This is a genomic window from Gabonibacter massiliensis (assembly GCA_001487125.1).
GTDB lineage: Bacteria > Bacteroidota > Bacteroidia > Bacteroidales > Marinifilaceae > Gabonibacter > Gabonibacter massiliensis.
Genome location: LN913013.1, coordinates 1,217,929 through 1,235,689 on the forward strand (window position 1 = coordinate 1,217,929; position 17,761 = coordinate 1,235,689).

The following is a 17,761-nucleotide window of genomic DNA, read 5'->3' on the forward strand; positions in this document are numbered from 1 at the left end:
CACGGGGAATAGGACGTGATCTTGTATCATAAAACCGACGCGTAATGATAGAAGATTTTTTGGTCAACTTCGGTTCAAGCATTGCATTTGTTTTTTTGGGAAGCCTTGCTTCCTGGGTATATCGTACGGTCAACACCGTCAGACCCGTTAAAAAACTCTGGCGGATCTCGCATCCGCAAGAGCTGATTATTTGTACGGCAACATCCACCAAAACGAACACGGGAAAATACCTCAGACCGGCGACCGGTATCGGACAAGTCAGGGCATTGGGACACGCTGTCGAATCCTTAAGTAAAGCCTATAACATCAAAATAGACAATATCCTTTTCTCCGACGATCAGGTTCAAAAGAAAATAGAAAAAGACATCATTATCTTAGGCGGTCCCAAAAACAACATCATCTCCAAACTGTTTTTGGATAAGTTCCGGGAGGCAAAAGATATCGTTTATCAAACAGAAAATACGATCTCTTGGAAAACCGATCAGGGAGTAGAGGAATACAACGGTATAGAAGAAGATCAAAAAGTTATCAAAGACTACGGGGTAGTTATCCGGGGTATCAATCCGTTCTCTTCCCCGGCCTCAAAAAGTACCTTCTGCCTGTTCACGGGATGTCATACCTATGGCACAATTGCCGCTGCCAATTATTTTACCGAGATACACGTCAACTCACAAAAAATAATATCGAAAGGCAAAAAAAACATTGTACTTTTAGTCGAATGCGACGTATTGGACGGATTCCCCGTTTGTATTAAAAAGATTAAGGAATATGAGTTTTAAAGTAATCGAAAAATTTATACTTGGGAAATCACGGGATATCTCAAAATGTGAAGACAGAATAGTCGTCACCGATCATTTCGCATGCTTGATCGACGGCGCAACCAGTAAATCCGATATCGATTTCGACTCTAAAACCCAAGGCGTAATTGCCGGAGAATTGATCGAAAAAGTCGTTCGCTCCATGCCGAACGATATCACACTCCCTTCTTTTATTTCTGAAATCAATAAGCAATTTCACTCTTTCTACGCCGGAGTCGGCATGACGGACCACATGGAAAAACATCCGGTAGATAAACTCAACGCCTCCCTCATTATCTATTCGGATCACCATAACGAAGTATGGTCTGTCGGCGATTGTCAGGCCATCATTGATAATGCCTTTTTCAGAAAAACTAAAATCATCGATACGATCCTTTCCGACTTAAGAGCTTTCATAACAGAAAGTTGTATCAGGCAAGGCATGAGTACGGAAGAGCTCCTGATTAAAGATATAGGACGCGAAAAGATTCTCGAATATTTAAAAGAGCAAACCCTGTTTCAAAACCATTTCCCCGACAGCATGTATTCTTATGGTGTTCTGGACGGTTCTCCTATTGCTCCCACGCAAGTGGAAAACATCTCTTTGACCGGTTCGAACTCCCCATACTTGGTTTTGGCCACAGACGGCTACCCCAAACTCTTTCCCTCCTTATCCGAATCGGAAGCATACCTGGAATACATCCTGAAAAACGATCCGCTATGCTACCATCTCTTCAAGTCCACCAAAGGACTGAAAAAAGGGAATAATTCCTTCGACGACAGAGCCTATGTTAAGATTGAAAGACTCCCTTAGCAACTGTTTATTCGTCAGCCGCCTGTTTGACGGATTGTAGCAATTGCCGGATCTGTTTACGCAGGTTAAGTTGCGTACTGTCCACTTTCGCCCTTCGTGAAGGAATAAAAATATCTTTGTATTTCGCTTTCGTAATCCGGAACTTCATCTTTTCCAAAGAACCGGAAATATCGACCCCCGCCCTGAAAGGTATGGGAGATTTCAATAGTGAAACATGATATTTAAAATTCATGTCAATATGATGCTCCCCTCCGACAGCCACCTTATATCGGTCCATCTCTATCATAAAAGGGAATATCTCTATGACCCCGTTCTTAATCAAAAAATCGACCGAAACACTATCGATCATATTCCGATTTTTATTCTTAAACATCAACATTTTGGATATTTCGGCAAAAGTTTCACCATCCAACAACACCAAATCTTTTCCATCCAAATAAGCCGCTGCCCGCAAAGTAGGCAGATCGATCATCATCGTGGAGTCCAAATCCGCTTCCGCCGCGATATGAAAATCAACCATTCCCTCGAAAGATCGCAACATCGGGAATAAGGTATCCAGAGAAGGCATGAAGTTAATCAACGAAGCGACATGAATATCATCCATCCGCAAATCAAAACCGGCATAAGCCCGTTCCGGAGTGGAAGCTTTATACAACATCGTCGTCTTCATATCAGCCGCCATAGAACGCAAACTCAGGTCGGACAATTCAATACACTGATTGCGCATAATCATCTCTCCATGGATACTGTCCAACTCCAATTTACCATACAAAACCTTATTGATCCGCGTTTCGAACTTAAAATCGATACCGGGAGGAACGACAAAAACAGCCATCGTACTATCAGCCACGTAAGTAGCGTCGGCCGAGAGATCCAACTCCTCCAACTCTTCCTCACTCATCTCTTCCTCGTTCATCCCCCAGATTTTAGATCGATTCGCCTCTCCGACCTCCATCGCTTTCATCAATTGATTACAGTCTATCATTTTTGATCTTACGGCCAGCTCAGCCTTTAATTCACCTTTATGCAAAAAAGCATCGGCAAGATTATAGACGGCTCCTGTCAGCAAAACATCCGAATGTCCTATTCTCAATTTGGCTCCATTCAATTCGATACGACCGGGAGCCAGAGTGATTTTCGTAGCGGGCATTCTCATCCGTAACGGAAAAACGGGCGTATACACGCCTAAATTTCGAAAGCCGATTATACCGGAAGTCTTCCAGATCCGCTTATCATCTTTATTCATAACGCTCGTCAAATCGAAACCGGCCTTCTCCATCCTCAAGCGATTGCCTAACGCCCGAATTCGCAAACTATCCATCTCCACACTCGCCTTTGCCTGAGGAACCTTTTTATCCGACGGAGAAGGACCTAAAGAGAGCTTCGCCTTGCTGTTACCCATCATCAGGGAAAGCGTATCATCCACCGTAAGTCTGATCCGGCCGAAACGTATGTTCGCAGACATGGAAGCTACCGCCGTCGTATCTCGCAAGGGAGAGGTTTTCACGTGCACGTAAGAAGTATCCATATGAAACACCAACCGCTCTTTCATATTGATGTCCACACTATCAAAGCCGAAGATACCGTTAAGCAGATTTTTTCCCTGCCATATCGTATCGTCTTTCATGTTCGTACCGAAACCCAACCCGATGGATTTCGAACGGAACAGAAAACTATCCCTCTCACTTTTCAACACCACATCCTTCAAGCGACATCCTCCCCGAATATCCATTCTTCCGTAATTTGCGGATTTTATATCCGATAACAGTATATTCACCTTCAATACCGAATTCAATTCTCCTTTCATAGAGACTCCTTCCTCTAACGGAAATATCTGAGTCAAAGAAGTAAAATCAACCACGGCATTCATGTTCGACAGCAACCGGGGCGCCGTAATCAAGTCCTGTATCTCCGCGCTCAAATCCACTTCAGTGGAAGCACCTTTCAAATAGAGCCGGCTCAATTTGACATACGAAGGTTGCTGACGTTGCAAATCCACCTGCCCCTCCACATCTAACTCCAACTTCTCTAAGGCATAAGGCATTCCCTCGTAGCGAACCGCTCCATTATTAATTCTTATACGGCTCGTAATAATAGGAATCCGATCCTTCCCGTATATTCCCTTTATCGTTCCGTTGCACAACACGCTTCCTTCGACCTCCGCTTTTTTATCCCGCTTTAAGATCGCGGGAGGGACCAGATCCAGTACCGTTTTCAGAGAAGGGACCTGCATACCGAATTTCATATCCACATCTAACGTGCGGGTAACGGAATCTCCCCGGCATTCACCTCCCAAACCGAACTTCAATCCGTTGATATCCATAACAGCCCGATCCAACGTGTACAACAATGAATCCCTGTCAATACTCATTCCGCTCTTGAGACCCAAAGTAACGTTCTTGACCAACAGTTCTCCCTGTTGCCAGAACAAAAGGTTCTCCATTTGTATCTCGACATCCAGACGAGACTTACGGCGGGCAAAGGCGCCGTCTATCCCGACCCCGAGATTCTCCATCCTCGCGTATAGCTGATTCGCCCGATCGTCGAATATCAATACCCCTTCCTTAATACGTACGTTCTTTATATCAATGGAATTTATCGTCTTCACGGAAGAGGTATCGGGAGTCACTTCCGGTAAAGAATCAGTATTCGCTATTTTCATTACATCCCAACCGGGTACACCCTCTTCATTCACGAAAGCGTATATCCGGGGTTTCTCGATCAATAGCTCTTTTATCACAACATCCTTACGAGACAGATAAGCCATAGGATCTACCGTCATCAAACAACGTTGAAAGCTCATCAACGAATCAGTAGAGACATAAATCGATACACTATCTTGAAAAACCTTCGTCACCACCTCTCCATGCCGAACATCCAAACCAAAATTGGGAAACGTAGAGAAAAAAGTAAGTTCGATCGAATCGAAATGTACCTTCGCGTTTAACATGTCATTAGCAATCCTCTCGACAACAGGAGTCAATTTTTGCGGAGTGAAAATAAAATGAATAAGTATTCCTACTCCGATACCTACTAAAATCAACAAAGAAAACAAGGTAATAACCGTCCATTTTACCAAACGCCATACGATACTCTTTCTCTTTTTCTCTTTCATGACCTTCCACTAACTTAATATACAATGACCTTTACAACTATTTCAATCATCTATAAAGTAAATATTTTACCCGTATCTCACGGAATGCTTGCAAATCCGTCTGCCAAGAATCCCGAATCTCCTCTTCGCTCTCTCCCGATAATATCGCTTTTCGGAGCGAATCGTTTCCTGCCAATTTATCAAAAAACGACGTAAAAAAAGACTCTTCTCCTTCGTAATTCCGGTAGGCTAACAACAACCAAGCCAAATTTATCTTTTTTTGTTTCCAAATAGTACGATACTCATTTCTCAAATCCATACCATAACACAATTGTCCTTCACACTTAGGAGATTCACTCATTCCTTTTATGGAGCGAGGAATATAAGAATATGACATGTTTTTCAAATCCGGATGCCCGAAAACCTGAAAAGGGGTCAGAGTTCCCCTGCCCTCATTCACAACCGTACCTTCAAAAAAACAGATCGAAGGATACAAGATAACAGAAACAGAATCCGGCAAATTCGGAGAAGGTTTTTGCGATAGAGCCACCGCCTCTTCCCGGTTCCAATTTTCACAAGGCACAACCGTCAACCGACAATTTCGTTTTCCGTTCAACCACCCCTCCCCATTAATCATAAGCGCATACTCCCCTATCGTCATCCCGTACACGACAGGAACCGGATGCATACCCACGAAAGAAGCATACGACTCTTGCAATACCGGGCCATCCACGTAAAAAGCATTCGGGTTCGGTCGATCCATTACGAGCAAAGGTATTCCATTCTCGGCACAAGCCTCCATAACGTAATGAAGCGTAGAGATATAAGTATAAAAACGGACACCCACGTCCTGAATGTCAAATACCATCAAATCTACTCCTTGCAGATCTTTTGCGGTAGGTTTTTTCTTTTTACCATATAACGATATAACCTTCAGATGACTTTTAGCATCCGTATAATCCCCCGTCAGTCGACCCGCTTCCGCCTCCCCCCGAAAACCGTGTTCCGGCGAAAAGATCCGTACCAATTCAACCCCTTTATCCCGCAAAAAGTCAACACTATGTTGTCCTTTTACCATGGAAGTGTGATTGGCCACGATCCCTACCCGCTTTCCTTCTAAGGTTTCACGATAGAGTTCATACCGCTCTATCCCGTTTCGAATATTTACGCAAATAGCATCCGTCGGTACGGATGCTATCACTAACAACATAATCAAGAATTTCATGTGCTTATTTCTCTTTTTTCGGTTCTTCGTAGTTAATCTCCATCGTATTCAGAATAGCTTCAACCTGTTTAACCATGTTCCGCTTATTCTCATTAGGATAATATACGTATCCCATCAGATAGATAATGCGGTTATGCTCCTGGTCCAAAACAACATTTAACACGAAAGGCCCTGCCATAAAATCATTTACCACAGTCCACAATCCCCGAATCATTATCGCGTAATTCCCCTGATAATCGTACTGTACCGCGGTATAACGTATATCCGTATCAATTGCCATATAAGAACCTTTCAGGGGGCCGGGTATAAATTGCTTCAATTTTTCATTTACCGTTTCGATAATCACACGGTCGTTGAACTGATTCTGATCTCTATACTCCTCGGTAAAGAAACAAATTCCCTTACTATCCCGGGTCGTCTCACTGGATATCCAGACAAATCCGGTAGTATCCTTATTGACATAGTATCCGGTAGGGCAATACAATAAAATATCGTACTTCTTTTTAAAAAGATTGAATATACGGGAATCGGCCGTCCGCTTGTATATAGACACCAGCCGATCCTTTTCCGCCTTCGTATATACGCCTAACATTCTACTCTTATTCGCTTCAAATATCTCCATGAACTCCTTATTATTAGGTGCTTTTATCTTAAAATACACCTGACTTTTGGCCCACGGACTATTCATATACTGAATAGAAGCAGAATCAACAGAAGGAGAAATCTCTACTTTCAGGATATTACGATGTCCTTTTATATTTTTATCAAAATGCAATTCCGGTAAATTCAGCATATCAAAAAGCGGTTCTACTTGCGGTAATCCTTCCTGATCCTGTTGAAACCATGCGCGAATGGAATCCCCTACCTGTCCATCCCAAACGTTTTTATCAGCTATTACCAAGATCTCGTTTACCTTTCCGGAGACCGCAGGAGACATGTTCTTCATCGCGTTTTTACAACTTGCAAAAAGTACGACAGATACCAGAATAATTATAAATTTCTTCATATGTCAAATTGTTAATTTCCGATTCTTCCAAAACAAAAAACGCCAGTTACCAATAAACACTATTCGCTTCATCTAAAATTCCTTTCACCGAACCGACCAAAATCTTCGCCTCTACCATTACCGGTACCCGATACTCATCGTCACTCACCCAAATTTTCATATTTTCTCCCCCTTTAAATACTTCTCCTTCCACCAACAAAGGAGAAAAAACATGACACGACCGCTTTCCCTTTCCTGTCTTTACCTTATCCCGTCCCAAATAACGCACATAAAGTTCATAAATTTTTTCATCGATCAAAATACGTATCGGGATCATGTCGTTTTTTTTATACTTCGCAAAATCCAAGTTACGGGCCAACCAAGCTACGGAAAGCATATCATAGGTTCCTTCCTGTAAGGGGATCGTATCCTTCCGGACATATTTTCCGATCCGTTCTATCTCCGAATAGATAACATCATTGTCATAATTCCAAACATAATCGAATGTTTTATGGTAATTTCCTTCATGCGCCTTCCTCGAAAATTCATAGGGCATAAAAGTAAGACTATCGTGATAAGAGACCAACGTATCCCGTAATCTGAAAACCCAATCCCAAGAAGGATTGGAACTTCCCACGGCAAACAGTCGTTGGGCATTGGGATACTTATCGGAAGGAGTCAGAGTAAACTCGACAGAACCGGCCTTAATCCATACGAACCCCCAATTATAATACCCGGTATAAGTCAGTTTTTCCAATGGCTTATCCTTCTCCTGTGAAAAAAGAGACAAACTAAAGAATAATACACCGATCAATAATGTTGTCTTCATTTATCTGTTCCTACCTCTCTTGTTATTTTTTTCATCTTCATTGTTCTTCTTGCTCGGGTCCTCCCTCACGTAGGTCTTCTTTACATCGAACTCCTGCTCCACGTCAAAATTCCGTTTTATCTTAAAGTCCAAGGGGAAATATTTTATCTCCTCAGGCTGAATTCGCTTTAAATAATTTCCGGTATCCCATTTTCCATTTCCATTTCTATCCATGATCGCCCGAATCATATAGGTTCCCTCGTTTAAATAATCGAACGTCACTCTACCGTCTCTAAAGACCTGCCTCTCCTGCAATATCTTCAAATCTTTATCGCTTCCTTGATAAAGTTGTACAACGACAGGCATCTCAACTCCCGTAACATTCAAAAAGATCTTTCCATAATCCTCTTCTGCTTTTGTCTTAAACGTCTTTTCAAATTTTTTGTTATACAAACCGTACATGTTATACATGGCCATGGAATCGATTGCCAGCTGATATTCCGTCTCCGGCTTCCACTTATGATCCAAATAAAACCGACGGATTTTCAAACTATCCTGTCTTACCTCAAAAGGAATAGCCACCCAATTCGAATCCACTTTTTCAAAAAGTTTTATTTTATCCATTTCGGAAGGCCGAATCGGCTTATCAAAATCCAACACGATATTTCGGTTCAAATCGAAGACCGGAGCTATATTCGAAGTAAATTCTATAAATTTCAACTCCGGTTTATCTTCCTCCTCATCGTCTTTTTTCTTCTTTTTCTTGGGTAATACCTTATCCTTATAGTTCAATTTGACCGTATCTTTTGTCCAGGCCATACGACGCAAAGAATCCGTCCTCATGTAGGTCAACTCCACCACCAATGAATCGATTTTATAAACAGAGGAATCCTTTATCCATAACTTTAAGGTATCGTTACCTGCCGAACGTTCCGTAATATACCAATCCTCATCCACTCCATCCAGCAAATGCAAGCCCAATAATTTAGCTTTTAACCGATTATCCCCCGGAATACTAAACAAAAACTCCAATCGCTCCCGTTCCTCCCGAAGTTCGTTATCCAAATACAATTGGGTAGGTTCCTCCTCGAACATGCTCATAAACAAATTAGAAGGGCCATACAATATGTATTCCCGTTGCACGACCGTATCCCTGGTCAACGGTTTAACACTCAGCTCGCCTTTTCTCGAATGCCTTACTTCTATTTTGGTCGTATCGGGCCGTATCGTATCCCACCTCATCACCCGGCTCATCACGGGTCTTACCAATGTATCCACAAAAGCGACCCGGTCATTCTCCGGCGTAAATTTATTATCCCGATTGGCATCCTCGATAGCCAATACCCGGTACACGGTATCCTTTATATTCGTTACCCGGAACATTCCGGCACTATCCGTACGCGCCAAATAACTGGGTAATTCCAATATAGCCGCGGAATCGGCATGGTTTTCATAAAACAACACCATGGCATTGAGCAAAGGCAGCTGAGTCTGAGCATCGATCACCTTTCCGCTTAATTCCATAGAATCAATGGTACTACCCGTGGAAAAAACATAACGATAATACCCTAACGGGTTTCCTTCATTATTATCCACGATGGCATCTGCAAAGTCCAATGTATAAGTAGTATTCGGCTTCAGCGTGTCGGCACTCAGATCCACGACAATATACTTTCCGCGTAAACTAACCTTTGGATTCTTTTTGGCAGGGGGAGACATTACAAACTTGTTATTGATCTCCTTCAGTTGTACAAATTCATCGAAGTAAATACTTACCCGCTTCGCTTTAAAATCGACAGTAAAAGAGGCAGGTTCTTCTTTAATCACCTTGGGAGGAATTTCATCCTTTATTCCTCCTTCCGGATAACCCCTGTTAGCACAAGCATATATGATTAACGATACGACAATAGCCGCAATACAAAAAGCATTCCAAAAAAACTTACTCATAATCCTCCTAAAATTAATTCTACAAATTTATAAAAAAGTTCGGACTACCTTTCCTCCATTCCTATAAACCTTAAAATTAATCGCTTTTTTTACGACATGGTATTTCTATTTAAGAAAACAGAAGATATCCCGCTCCTTTCCCCCCTCCAGTACTACTTACGATATGCCCCCACCGAGTCTCTTTAAAAAATAGATAAAACAATCAAATTTCCCAAACAGAACTCGTTACTTCTTTCTGTCAAAAAGAAATAGACATTCTCCTTTTCACTTAATCGCGAGAATTCATGAGCCTGCGAATTATAACCGGCATTAGAGACTTCCACCTTGTATTTACCTCCAACCTTCAAATTAGCGAACACAACATCGCCGCCCCGCCCGGTCGTCATTTTACCGACTTCAACCCAACCCTTATCCGTATGTTCATAGAGCTTCACTTCCGCTCCAGATATTGGAAATTTCAAATTACTATCCATCACCTCCACCACGATTACACCTTTTTTCTCTACTGTATTATTCGCTAAAGTATAAAGTCCGAAAACGGAAAGAAAAAATAAGATACAAGTTGCTTTCAAAATCATCGTTCTCATGGCTGTAAAATTTAGATTAATAAAATAAGATTCCATATTATATTTCTATTTTATCACATCCCCATAAAAATAAACGTCAATGAACACGATCCGCACGGGTCTCGCCCTTCCCATCACACGCGTATACCTTCTCGAATCAGGACACCGCCCGCATGCTTCCTATTTATCAGGAGAGATAAAAAACTTGCCTCCACAGACAATAAATTATCCCCCTTCGATTTATCAACTATTCAAAAATAAAAAATTAATTCCTGAAATCAAAACAATAAATATAAAAAATTAACACAATTACTCCTTTGCCACGGCGAGACAGGCTACACTTACCGTCAAACCGGGGATTTCATTTAACACTTTAAGAAACGAGATTAAGGTTGATCCTGTCGTGATCACATCATCGACTACTAAAATATGCTTCCCGCGCAACAGGTCTACTTCGTTCAACCGGAAAATCCGTTTCACGTTTTCAGCCCGTTGCTCAACCGTCAAACCCGTTTGGGACGGGTTATTGACAACCCGGGAAACGACATGATCCATCACGGGTACACGTAACACCTCCGCAATTCCGACCGCAATCTCCCTGGCCTGATTAAAACCTCGCCTCTTTTCCCGTTTCGGATGAAGAGGTAAAGGAATAATCCCGTCGAACTCCTCCCCTCCGACGATACGTTCTCCCAACATGGCTCCCAGAAAACACCCGATCTCTCGCTTGGAACGATATTTTACGGCAAAAATCAAATTCCGGTAGTCGCTGTATCGGCTATAATAAAACAAAGAGTAGACCGATTTCATCCGGCATACCTGATCGAATTGCAGAAACAGGTCGTCATGCAAACCGTAACTGTACGGGAAATCATACAGACACGCGGAGCAAATATGTTTTTCCCCTGAAACCAACACCTCTTTACAAACTTCGCACATCCGGGGATAAAACAGATCCACGAAAGCTGAAAAATAGGAAACGAGAGTCATACTTTAATTCTATTAAATCACATTTTTAATCTTCCCCTCCGGTTTCCTCTTGGTTTTATCCGTACTATTGTTTTACAAAATTATACGTGATTGTTCCCGACTGATGTTCAGGAGCTTTGTCATCTTGATTAAACCGGGAGCGCAAAGCAGCATCCGCGGCAACTTCCCTCAGGCAATCATCTTGTTTAGACTCCTTGTCTATGATTTCCGCCTTCACCACGCGACCCTTTCGGTTAACGACAATAGCCACAACCACCTTTCCCCCGTATTCGCATTTAAAAATGGGTATGGGTAAGAAAACTTTATATCGTTTTTCCAACTTATACGAAACACTGCTCTTTCCCACATAGACGATCGATTGCAAGGAATCCAATTTTCGTTGTTGTTCGTCTTTCGCATGTTGCAAGCTATCCGTCTTATAATGTTTATCTTTTTTAGCCTTATAACGATTACCGTAGCTTCCTTTCAACTCCTCCTGTATCTCTTTGATATACTCCTGCACGTTTTCTACCGGATCGCTACCGGATCGCTTTTCATTTTTCACGTCCTCGTTTACGGCAATCGAACGCAACATCTCCTCCACTTCATCATTAGCCCGTTGACGAACGAGCTCTTTTTTCTCTTCTATCATCTGTTGAACGACTTCCGGTTCCGGCATCTCCAGTACAATCTCGACCTCCTTATGCACGTTCATTTTAGATATTCCCATGCTCAACAGCCCGATCGCCAGCAACAAATGGAAAATAAGAGTCCCCATTAAACCGTGTTTATGGATATAAATAAACTCTTTCCATTTTCCTAAATATGTATCCCAACTTTCTATTTTCATTCGAACCGGATTGATTTTATCGGATTAATCTTAGATATCAGCATCGTCGGAACAACCAACATAAGCAATGTTACCACAATTACACCTATATTCAAAAACAGGATATACCATCCGTTAAAATAGATCGGCACGGTACTCATGTAGTACGTGACCGGATCCAATTCCACCACTTCAAAATAATATTGTATGCCCGCCAATAAAAAAGCCAGCAAATTTCCCCAAATCATACCTTTCACGATCAATCCGGCAGAAATGTATAAAAATAAACGCCTCAAGGATATATTTTTACAACCGAGAGCTTTCAATATGCCGATTAAGGTTGTCTTATCCAAAATCAAAATCAACAAGCCGGATACCATATTAAACCCCGCCACGGTCACGAGCAGAATCAAAATAACCCAAACATTCACATTCAACAGGCTCAGCCAATCGAATATCTGCGGTGCAATATCTCCTAATGTTTTCACCTCACAACTCTCGTGCATATCATAAAGCAAATCGTCCACCCGGTCCCCATACTCGTTAACCCTCTCCACATCGAATAACTCCACCGCAACTCCCCCCAACTGCCCCGGCTCCCAGCCATTCAATTTAGCAAGATGCCTCCGATCCGCCAATACCGATACGTCGTCGTATTCCTTAAACCCGGTATCATAAATTCCCGACACCCTAAAAGCCCTGGCGCGAGGAGGTTCCTGCACAAAATGAGCGATAATCTTATCCCCGGCACTCACGTTCAAATAATCCGCAACGAAAGCCGAGATCAATATTTCCTCAGAAGCCTTAGGCGTTGAAAAATCAGGCATTTTACCCACTTTCAAATTCCGTTGAAAAAAACTTTGGTCGTAGGTAGAATCCACACCTTTCAAGACCACTCCGTGAATTTCCGATTTGCTTTTCAATATCGCGGGTTTCTCGATATAACCGTACACCTCTTTTACCCCGTCCATCCGCTTCAATCTTGCCATCAGGGAATCAACCCGCAAGATAGCCCCGTCCGACGTTTCATAAGGCACGATATTCAAATGCGACGTAAAACCGGATAACTTCCACGTTATTTCATGCTTGAAGCCGATGATGATAAATACAGAAAGCAACATCACGCACAACCCCAAGGCAATCCCGCCGATCGCGATCTTAACGATGGGAACGGACACGGATTTCTCCGCGTCTCCTTTTAATAACCTGCGTGCAATAAACCACTCTATATTCACGAAATATCGTTTTAACGTTCAGACAAAAGTAAACAAATTTCCACGGCCTACAAAAGAAAGAGAAGCTTTCCCCGAACATCCTCCTATTTGTCGCGTCGACACCTTAACAGAATCTATAATTTAAAATCAAATTATTTTAGTCATTCTCACTTCAAATTTAAAACGATTTCGAGAGTTATCCTGATAAATTTTTATTAAACTTGCACCTACGCGAAAAGATGAAAATAAAATCCAGATAAATATCGAATATCGTATGCAGAACAATCTAATAGACACGAAAATTGTCGACCAGAAACTGGAGCTCTGCGGAATCCGGGACATGGAAGACGCAACGATCCGGGATATCGTAAAAGTAGTAAATATGATCGAAGCCGAAAGCGGGGAAAAATTCATTCGCATGGAGATGGGAGTACCGGGTCTTCCTCCCTCGTCAATCGGCATTCAAGCCGAAATCGACGCTCTCCGGCAAGGTGTAGCCCAATTCTATCCCATGCTCGAAGGGCATAAAGAATTCAAAGAAGAGGGTTCCAAATTCGTGAAAAATTTCATGGATATAGAGATCAAACCGGAAGGTATTGTTCCCACCGTAGGATCCATGCAAGCGTGCTACGCGTCATTCATGGCGGTGACCGAATGCCAAAAAGGCAAAGATACCGTATTATTTATCGATCCGGGATTTCCTGTTCAGAAAACGCAGATGCAAGTAATCGGTAAACCGTTCGAATCGTTTGATGTCTATAATTACAGAGGGGATAAATTACGGGATAAATTAGAGGAACATCTTTCAAAAGGCAATATCGCAGCCATCCTATACAGCAACCCGAACAATCCCGCCTGGATCTGTTTTACGGAAAAAGAGTTGCAGATCATCGGACAATTAGCCGATAAATACGATGTAATCGTTTTGGAAGATTTAGCCTATTTTGCCATGGACTTCCGCAAGGATCTTTCCAAACCGGGCGTTCCGCCGTTCCAGGCTACCGTCGCGAAATATACCTCGAACTATATCGTCATGATCTCAGGCTCGAAGTTATTCAGTTACGCCGGACAACGTTTGGGAATCATGTGTATATCCAATGCACTTTACAATCGTAAATTCGAAAACTTACAACAGCGTTTCGGAGGTCTGGGAACGTTAGGTTATACTCTTGTCAACCGGATTATCTATACCCTCTCTTCCGGGACGACGCACTCCTGTCAATACGCCATGAGTGCCATCCTAAAAGCCGCCAATGAAGGCCGAATAAATATCTTGGACGGGGTTCGCGAATACGCGGAGCGGGCGCATGCCATGAAAACCCTCTTCACCCGATACGGATTCGAAATCGTTTATGACAAAGATATTGATCAACCTATCGCCGACGGCTTCTATTTCACCATCATCTATCCGGGGATGACCGGAGCCGAATTAACCAAAGAGATTCTGTACTACGGGATATCGGCTATTCCTTTAAGAGACACGGGTTCAAAAAAACAAGGACTAAGAGCATGTGTTTCTCAAACAGCTTTGGACAGAATGCTGGCATTGGAAGAACGTTTAAAGGCTTTTCAAGCCGATCACGCGATAAAATAGCCCCCAGAGAATCAGGTATAAAAGACATTCATTAAATAAACTCAAAACAAAGTTAAATTTATGGCAAACTATTTTTACTATTCGATTTTAGTTTTTAATTTTATACCCGAAAATTTGTTACAAAATCAAAGATAAACACCGAAATAATTTATAAATCATAATCTATTCAGTTATGGCAAAATTTAGAGGCGCTGTAGTCGTAGATACAGAAAAATGCAAGGGATGTGGCCTATGCGTGGAGGCGTGCCCCACGAAGACACTTGGACTTGCCAAAGAAGTGAATGGTAAAGGATACCATTACTCTGAGATGGTAAACCCGGAAGCATGTATCGGTTGTGCCAGTTGTGGTATGGTATGTCCTGATGCAGTAATCACCGTTTACAAAATGAATGTACAATAAAGAATAAAAACTACCGAAAATGGCAGAAGTAAAATTAATGAAAGGTAATGAGGTAATAGCCGAAGCAGCCATTCGTTGCGGATGTGACGCTTATTATGGATACCCTATTACCCCGCAATCCGAAGTCATGGAGACTCTCATGTTAAGAAAACCATGGGAGGAGACAGGAATGGTCGTATTGCAGGCCGAAAGTGAATTGGCCTCTATCAACATGGTATACGGAGCCGCAGCGTGCGGTAAAAAAGCGATGACTTCATCATCCAGCCCCGGAGTATCGTTAATGCAAGAAGGTGTAACCTATCTGGCAGGAGCTGAAATTCCTTGCCTTCTTGTGGATGTTGTACGCGGAGGCCCAGGATTGGGAACCATCCAACCAGCACAAAGTGACTATTTCCAAGCAACCAAGGGCGGTGGACACGGAGACTATCGTCTCATCGTATTGGCTCCGGCATCCGTACAGGAGATGAACGATTTCGTAGGACTCGGCTTTGACTTGGCATTCAAATATCGCAACCCGGCCATGATCCTTGCTGACGGTGTTATCGGTCAGATGATGGAAAAAGTCGAATTAAGCGAATATAAACCCCGTTGGACCGAAGAAGAAATTTCCAAAATGTCTGAAGGATGGGCTTTGACCGGTAAAAAACCGAATCGCAAGCATAACATCATCACTTCTTTGGAGCTGGATTCTTACAAACAAGAGGTATTCAACCACAAACTCCAGGCTAAATACAGAGAGATGGAAGAAAACGAGGTACGTTTCGAAGAGATCAGCACCGAAGATGCAGAATATCTGTTCGTGGCCTACGGTTCCAGTTCCCGTATCTGTCAGAAGGCCGTTCAATTGGCCAGAGCCAAAGGTATTAAAGTAGGTATTCTACGCCCGATCACCCTGTATCCTTTCCCGACGAAAGAGATTGCCAGACTGGCAAAACAAGTGAAAGGAATTCTTACGGTCGAGATGAGCGCCGGACAAATGGTAGAAGACGTTCGTTTGGCCGTGAACGGATTAATCCCGGTTGAACACTTCGGCCGTTTCGGTGGAGTGATCCCGACACCTGAAGAGATCGTTGAAGCACTTGAAAAACAAATTATAGGAGCATAAGCCATGTCAATAGAATTAAAAGATATAATTAAGGAAGAGAATCTTGTTTACAAGAAGACTCCTGTACTTACCGATAACATTATGCACTACTGCCCGGGTTGTTTACACGGGGTAGTTCATAAGCTTGTTGCGGAGGTAATCGAGGAAATGGGTATTCAGGACAAAACCATCGGTGTGTCCCCGGTAGGCTGTTCGGTACTCGCGTACAACTATTTGGATATCGATTGGGCTGAAGCTGCTCACGGACGCGCTCCGGCTGTTGCTACCGGGATCAGCCGCGTTCACCCTGAAAAATACGTGTTCACCTATCAGGGAGACGGAGACTTGGCTTCCATCGGTTGCGGTGAAATTATGCACGCTTGTAACCGGGGAGAAAATATCGTCGTTATCTTTATCAACAATGCCATTTACGGTATGACCGGAGGACAAATGGCTCCCACGACGCTATTGGGTCAGGTAACCGCTACCACTCCTTACGGACGCGATGCCAAATTGAACGGTTTCCCCTTGAAAATTACCGAATTGATCGCTCAATTAGACGGAACCTGCTATGTAACTCGTCAGGCTGTTCATACTCCTGCTGCTGTTAGAAAAGCAAAAGCTGCCATCCGAAAAGCCTTCGAAAACACGAAGAAGGACAAAGGAACTTCTTTCGTGGAAGTAGTAAGTACTTGTAACTCCGGTTGGAAGATGGATCCGATTCAGGCTAACAAATGGATGGTGGAGAACATGTTCCCCAAATATCCGTTAGGAGACATGAAAGACATTTAATAATTGTAGATTTTAGATTGACGGTTGTAGATTACTTGTCTGAATCGCAAATCATAAATCGCAAATCGTAAATTTTAAAACTATGACAGAAGAAATTATTATAGCAGGATTCGGAGGTCAGGGAGTTCTTTCCATGGGAAAGATTTTAGCTTACTCCGGAATTATGCAAGATCAGGAAGTTGCCTGGATGCCTTCTTATGGTCCGGAAATGCGCGGAGGTACCGCCAACGTGACCGTGATCCTGAGCGACGAGCGCATCAGTTCTCCGATCTTGACCAAATACGATACCGCCATCGTTCTTAACCAACAATCCATGGATAAGTTCGAGGCGATGGTAAAACCCGGCGGAACCCTGATTTATGACCCGAACGGAATTACTCACGAACCGACAAGAAAAGACATCAACATCTACAAAATCGAAGGTACTGCTCTTGCCGTTGAAGCCGGTAATCCGAAAATCTTCAACATGATCGTCTTAGGCGGTTTCTTAAAAGTAAAACCCATCGTGAAGTTAGACAATGTTGAAAAAGGGTTACAAAAATCGCTTCCTCCCCGTCATCACAAGATGATCCCGATGAATATCGAGGCTATCCAAACGGGAATGCAACACGTTGAAGTCGTAAATCAACTGTAAATAAAAAAC

At 42.7% G+C, this 17,761-nt stretch carries 16 protein-coding genes; 7 read left to right on the forward strand and 9 right to left on the reverse strand.

Annotated elements, in window-relative coordinates; translation table 11 throughout:
- Positions 1 to 44 precede the first annotated feature (44 nt).
- Together BN3283_RS09445 and BN3283_RS09450 are read left to right on the forward strand one after the other, a co-directional pair.
- Positions 45 to 779 carry a hypothetical protein gene (locus tag BN3283_RS09445; RefSeq protein WP_059026494.1) on the forward strand — a complete coding sequence of 245 codons (735 nt, stop codon included), beginning with the start codon at positions 45 to 47 and terminating at the stop codon, positions 777 to 779.
- The gene (locus BN3283_RS09450; protein ID WP_059026495.1) at positions 769 to 1,611 is read left to right on the forward strand and encodes a hypothetical protein; all 843 of its coding nucleotides are present in this window, start codon (positions 769 to 771) and stop codon (positions 1,609 to 1,611) included. The genes BN3283_RS09445 and BN3283_RS09450 overlap by 11 nt, the downstream gene beginning before the upstream one ends.
- A gap of 7 nt (positions 1,612 to 1,618) precedes the next feature.
- On the opposite strand, the gene BN3283_RS09455 is transcribed toward BN3283_RS09450, so the two are convergent.
- The 9 genes from BN3283_RS09455 to BN3283_RS09500 form a co-directional block, all read right to left on the reverse strand.
- On the reverse strand, positions 1,619 to 4,726 hold the full coding sequence (locus BN3283_RS09455) for an AsmA family protein (protein WP_059026496.1): 3,108 nt from the start codon (positions 4,724 to 4,726) through the stop codon (positions 1,619 to 1,621).
- A gap of 46 nt (positions 4,727 to 4,772) precedes the next feature.
- The gene (locus BN3283_RS09460; protein ID WP_235375098.1) at positions 4,773 to 5,915 is read right to left on the reverse strand and encodes an exo-beta-N-acetylmuramidase NamZ family protein; all 1,143 of its coding nucleotides are present in this window, start codon (positions 5,913 to 5,915) and stop codon (positions 4,773 to 4,775) included.
- A gap of 19 nt (positions 5,916 to 5,934) precedes the next feature.
- Entirely contained in the window at positions 5,935 to 6,936 is a 1,002-nt protein-coding gene (locus tag BN3283_RS09465) for a DUF4837 family protein (RefSeq protein WP_059026497.1), read from the reverse strand.
- 46 nt (positions 6,937 to 6,982) lie between these two features.
- Positions 6,983 to 7,744, reverse strand: a complete 762-nt coding sequence (locus BN3283_RS09470) for a DUF3108 domain-containing protein (RefSeq protein ID WP_041504141.1) — start codon at positions 7,742 to 7,744, stop codon at positions 6,983 to 6,985.
- A complete protein-coding gene (locus BN3283_RS09475) occupies positions 7,745 to 9,670 on the reverse strand; it encodes an Ig-like domain-containing protein (RefSeq protein ID WP_041504140.1) in 1,926 nt (641 codons plus the stop codon).
- A 182-nt stretch (positions 9,671 to 9,852) separates the two neighbouring features.
- A complete protein-coding gene (locus BN3283_RS09480; protein WP_286137628.1) occupies positions 9,853 to 10,257 on the reverse strand; it encodes an MSCRAMM family protein in 405 nt (134 codons plus the stop codon).
- 288 nt (positions 10,258 to 10,545) lie between these two features.
- Complete coding sequence (locus tag BN3283_RS09490) at positions 10,546 to 11,226, reverse strand: ComF family protein (protein WP_059026500.1); 681 nt, start codon at positions 11,224 to 11,226, stop codon at positions 10,546 to 10,548.
- Between the two features lie 64 nt (positions 11,227 to 11,290).
- On the reverse strand, positions 11,291 to 12,055 hold the full coding sequence (locus BN3283_RS09495; RefSeq protein ID WP_041504136.1) for an energy transducer TonB: 765 nt from the start codon (positions 12,053 to 12,055) through the stop codon (positions 11,291 to 11,293).
- On the reverse strand, positions 12,052 to 13,269 hold the full coding sequence (locus tag BN3283_RS09500; RefSeq protein ID WP_059026501.1) for an ABC transporter permease: 1,218 nt from the start codon (positions 13,267 to 13,269) through the stop codon (positions 12,052 to 12,054). The genes BN3283_RS09495 and BN3283_RS09500 overlap by 4 nt, the downstream gene beginning before the upstream one ends.
- 253 nt (positions 13,270 to 13,522) lie before the next feature.
- On the opposite strand from BN3283_RS09500, the gene BN3283_RS09505 reads away from it, so the two are divergent.
- From BN3283_RS09505 to BN3283_RS09525, 5 genes are all read left to right on the forward strand, one after another.
- Entirely contained in the window at positions 13,523 to 14,842 is a 1,320-nt protein-coding gene (locus tag BN3283_RS09505) for an aminotransferase class I/II-fold pyridoxal phosphate-dependent enzyme (protein WP_059026502.1), read from the forward strand.
- Between the two features lie 172 nt (positions 14,843 to 15,014).
- Positions 15,015 to 15,242 (forward strand): 4Fe-4S binding protein, encoded by a 228-nt coding sequence (locus BN3283_RS09510; RefSeq protein ID WP_041504133.1) that lies wholly within the window; start codon positions 15,015 to 15,017, stop codon positions 15,240 to 15,242.
- 19 nt (positions 15,243 to 15,261) lie between these two features.
- A complete protein-coding gene (locus tag BN3283_RS09515; RefSeq protein ID WP_041504132.1) occupies positions 15,262 to 16,347 on the forward strand; it encodes a 3-methyl-2-oxobutanoate dehydrogenase subunit VorB in 1,086 nt (361 codons plus the stop codon).
- 3 nt (positions 16,348 to 16,350) lie between these two features.
- A complete protein-coding gene (locus BN3283_RS09520; RefSeq protein WP_041504131.1) occupies positions 16,351 to 17,118 on the forward strand; it encodes a thiamine pyrophosphate-dependent enzyme in 768 nt (255 codons plus the stop codon).
- Positions 17,119 to 17,200: 82 nt separating this feature from the next.
- Positions 17,201 to 17,752 carry a 2-oxoacid:ferredoxin oxidoreductase subunit gamma family protein gene (locus BN3283_RS09525; protein WP_041504130.1) on the forward strand — a complete coding sequence of 184 codons (552 nt, stop codon included), beginning with the start codon at positions 17,201 to 17,203 and terminating at the stop codon, positions 17,750 to 17,752.
- The last annotated feature ends 9 nt before the right edge of the window (positions 17,753 to 17,761 follow it).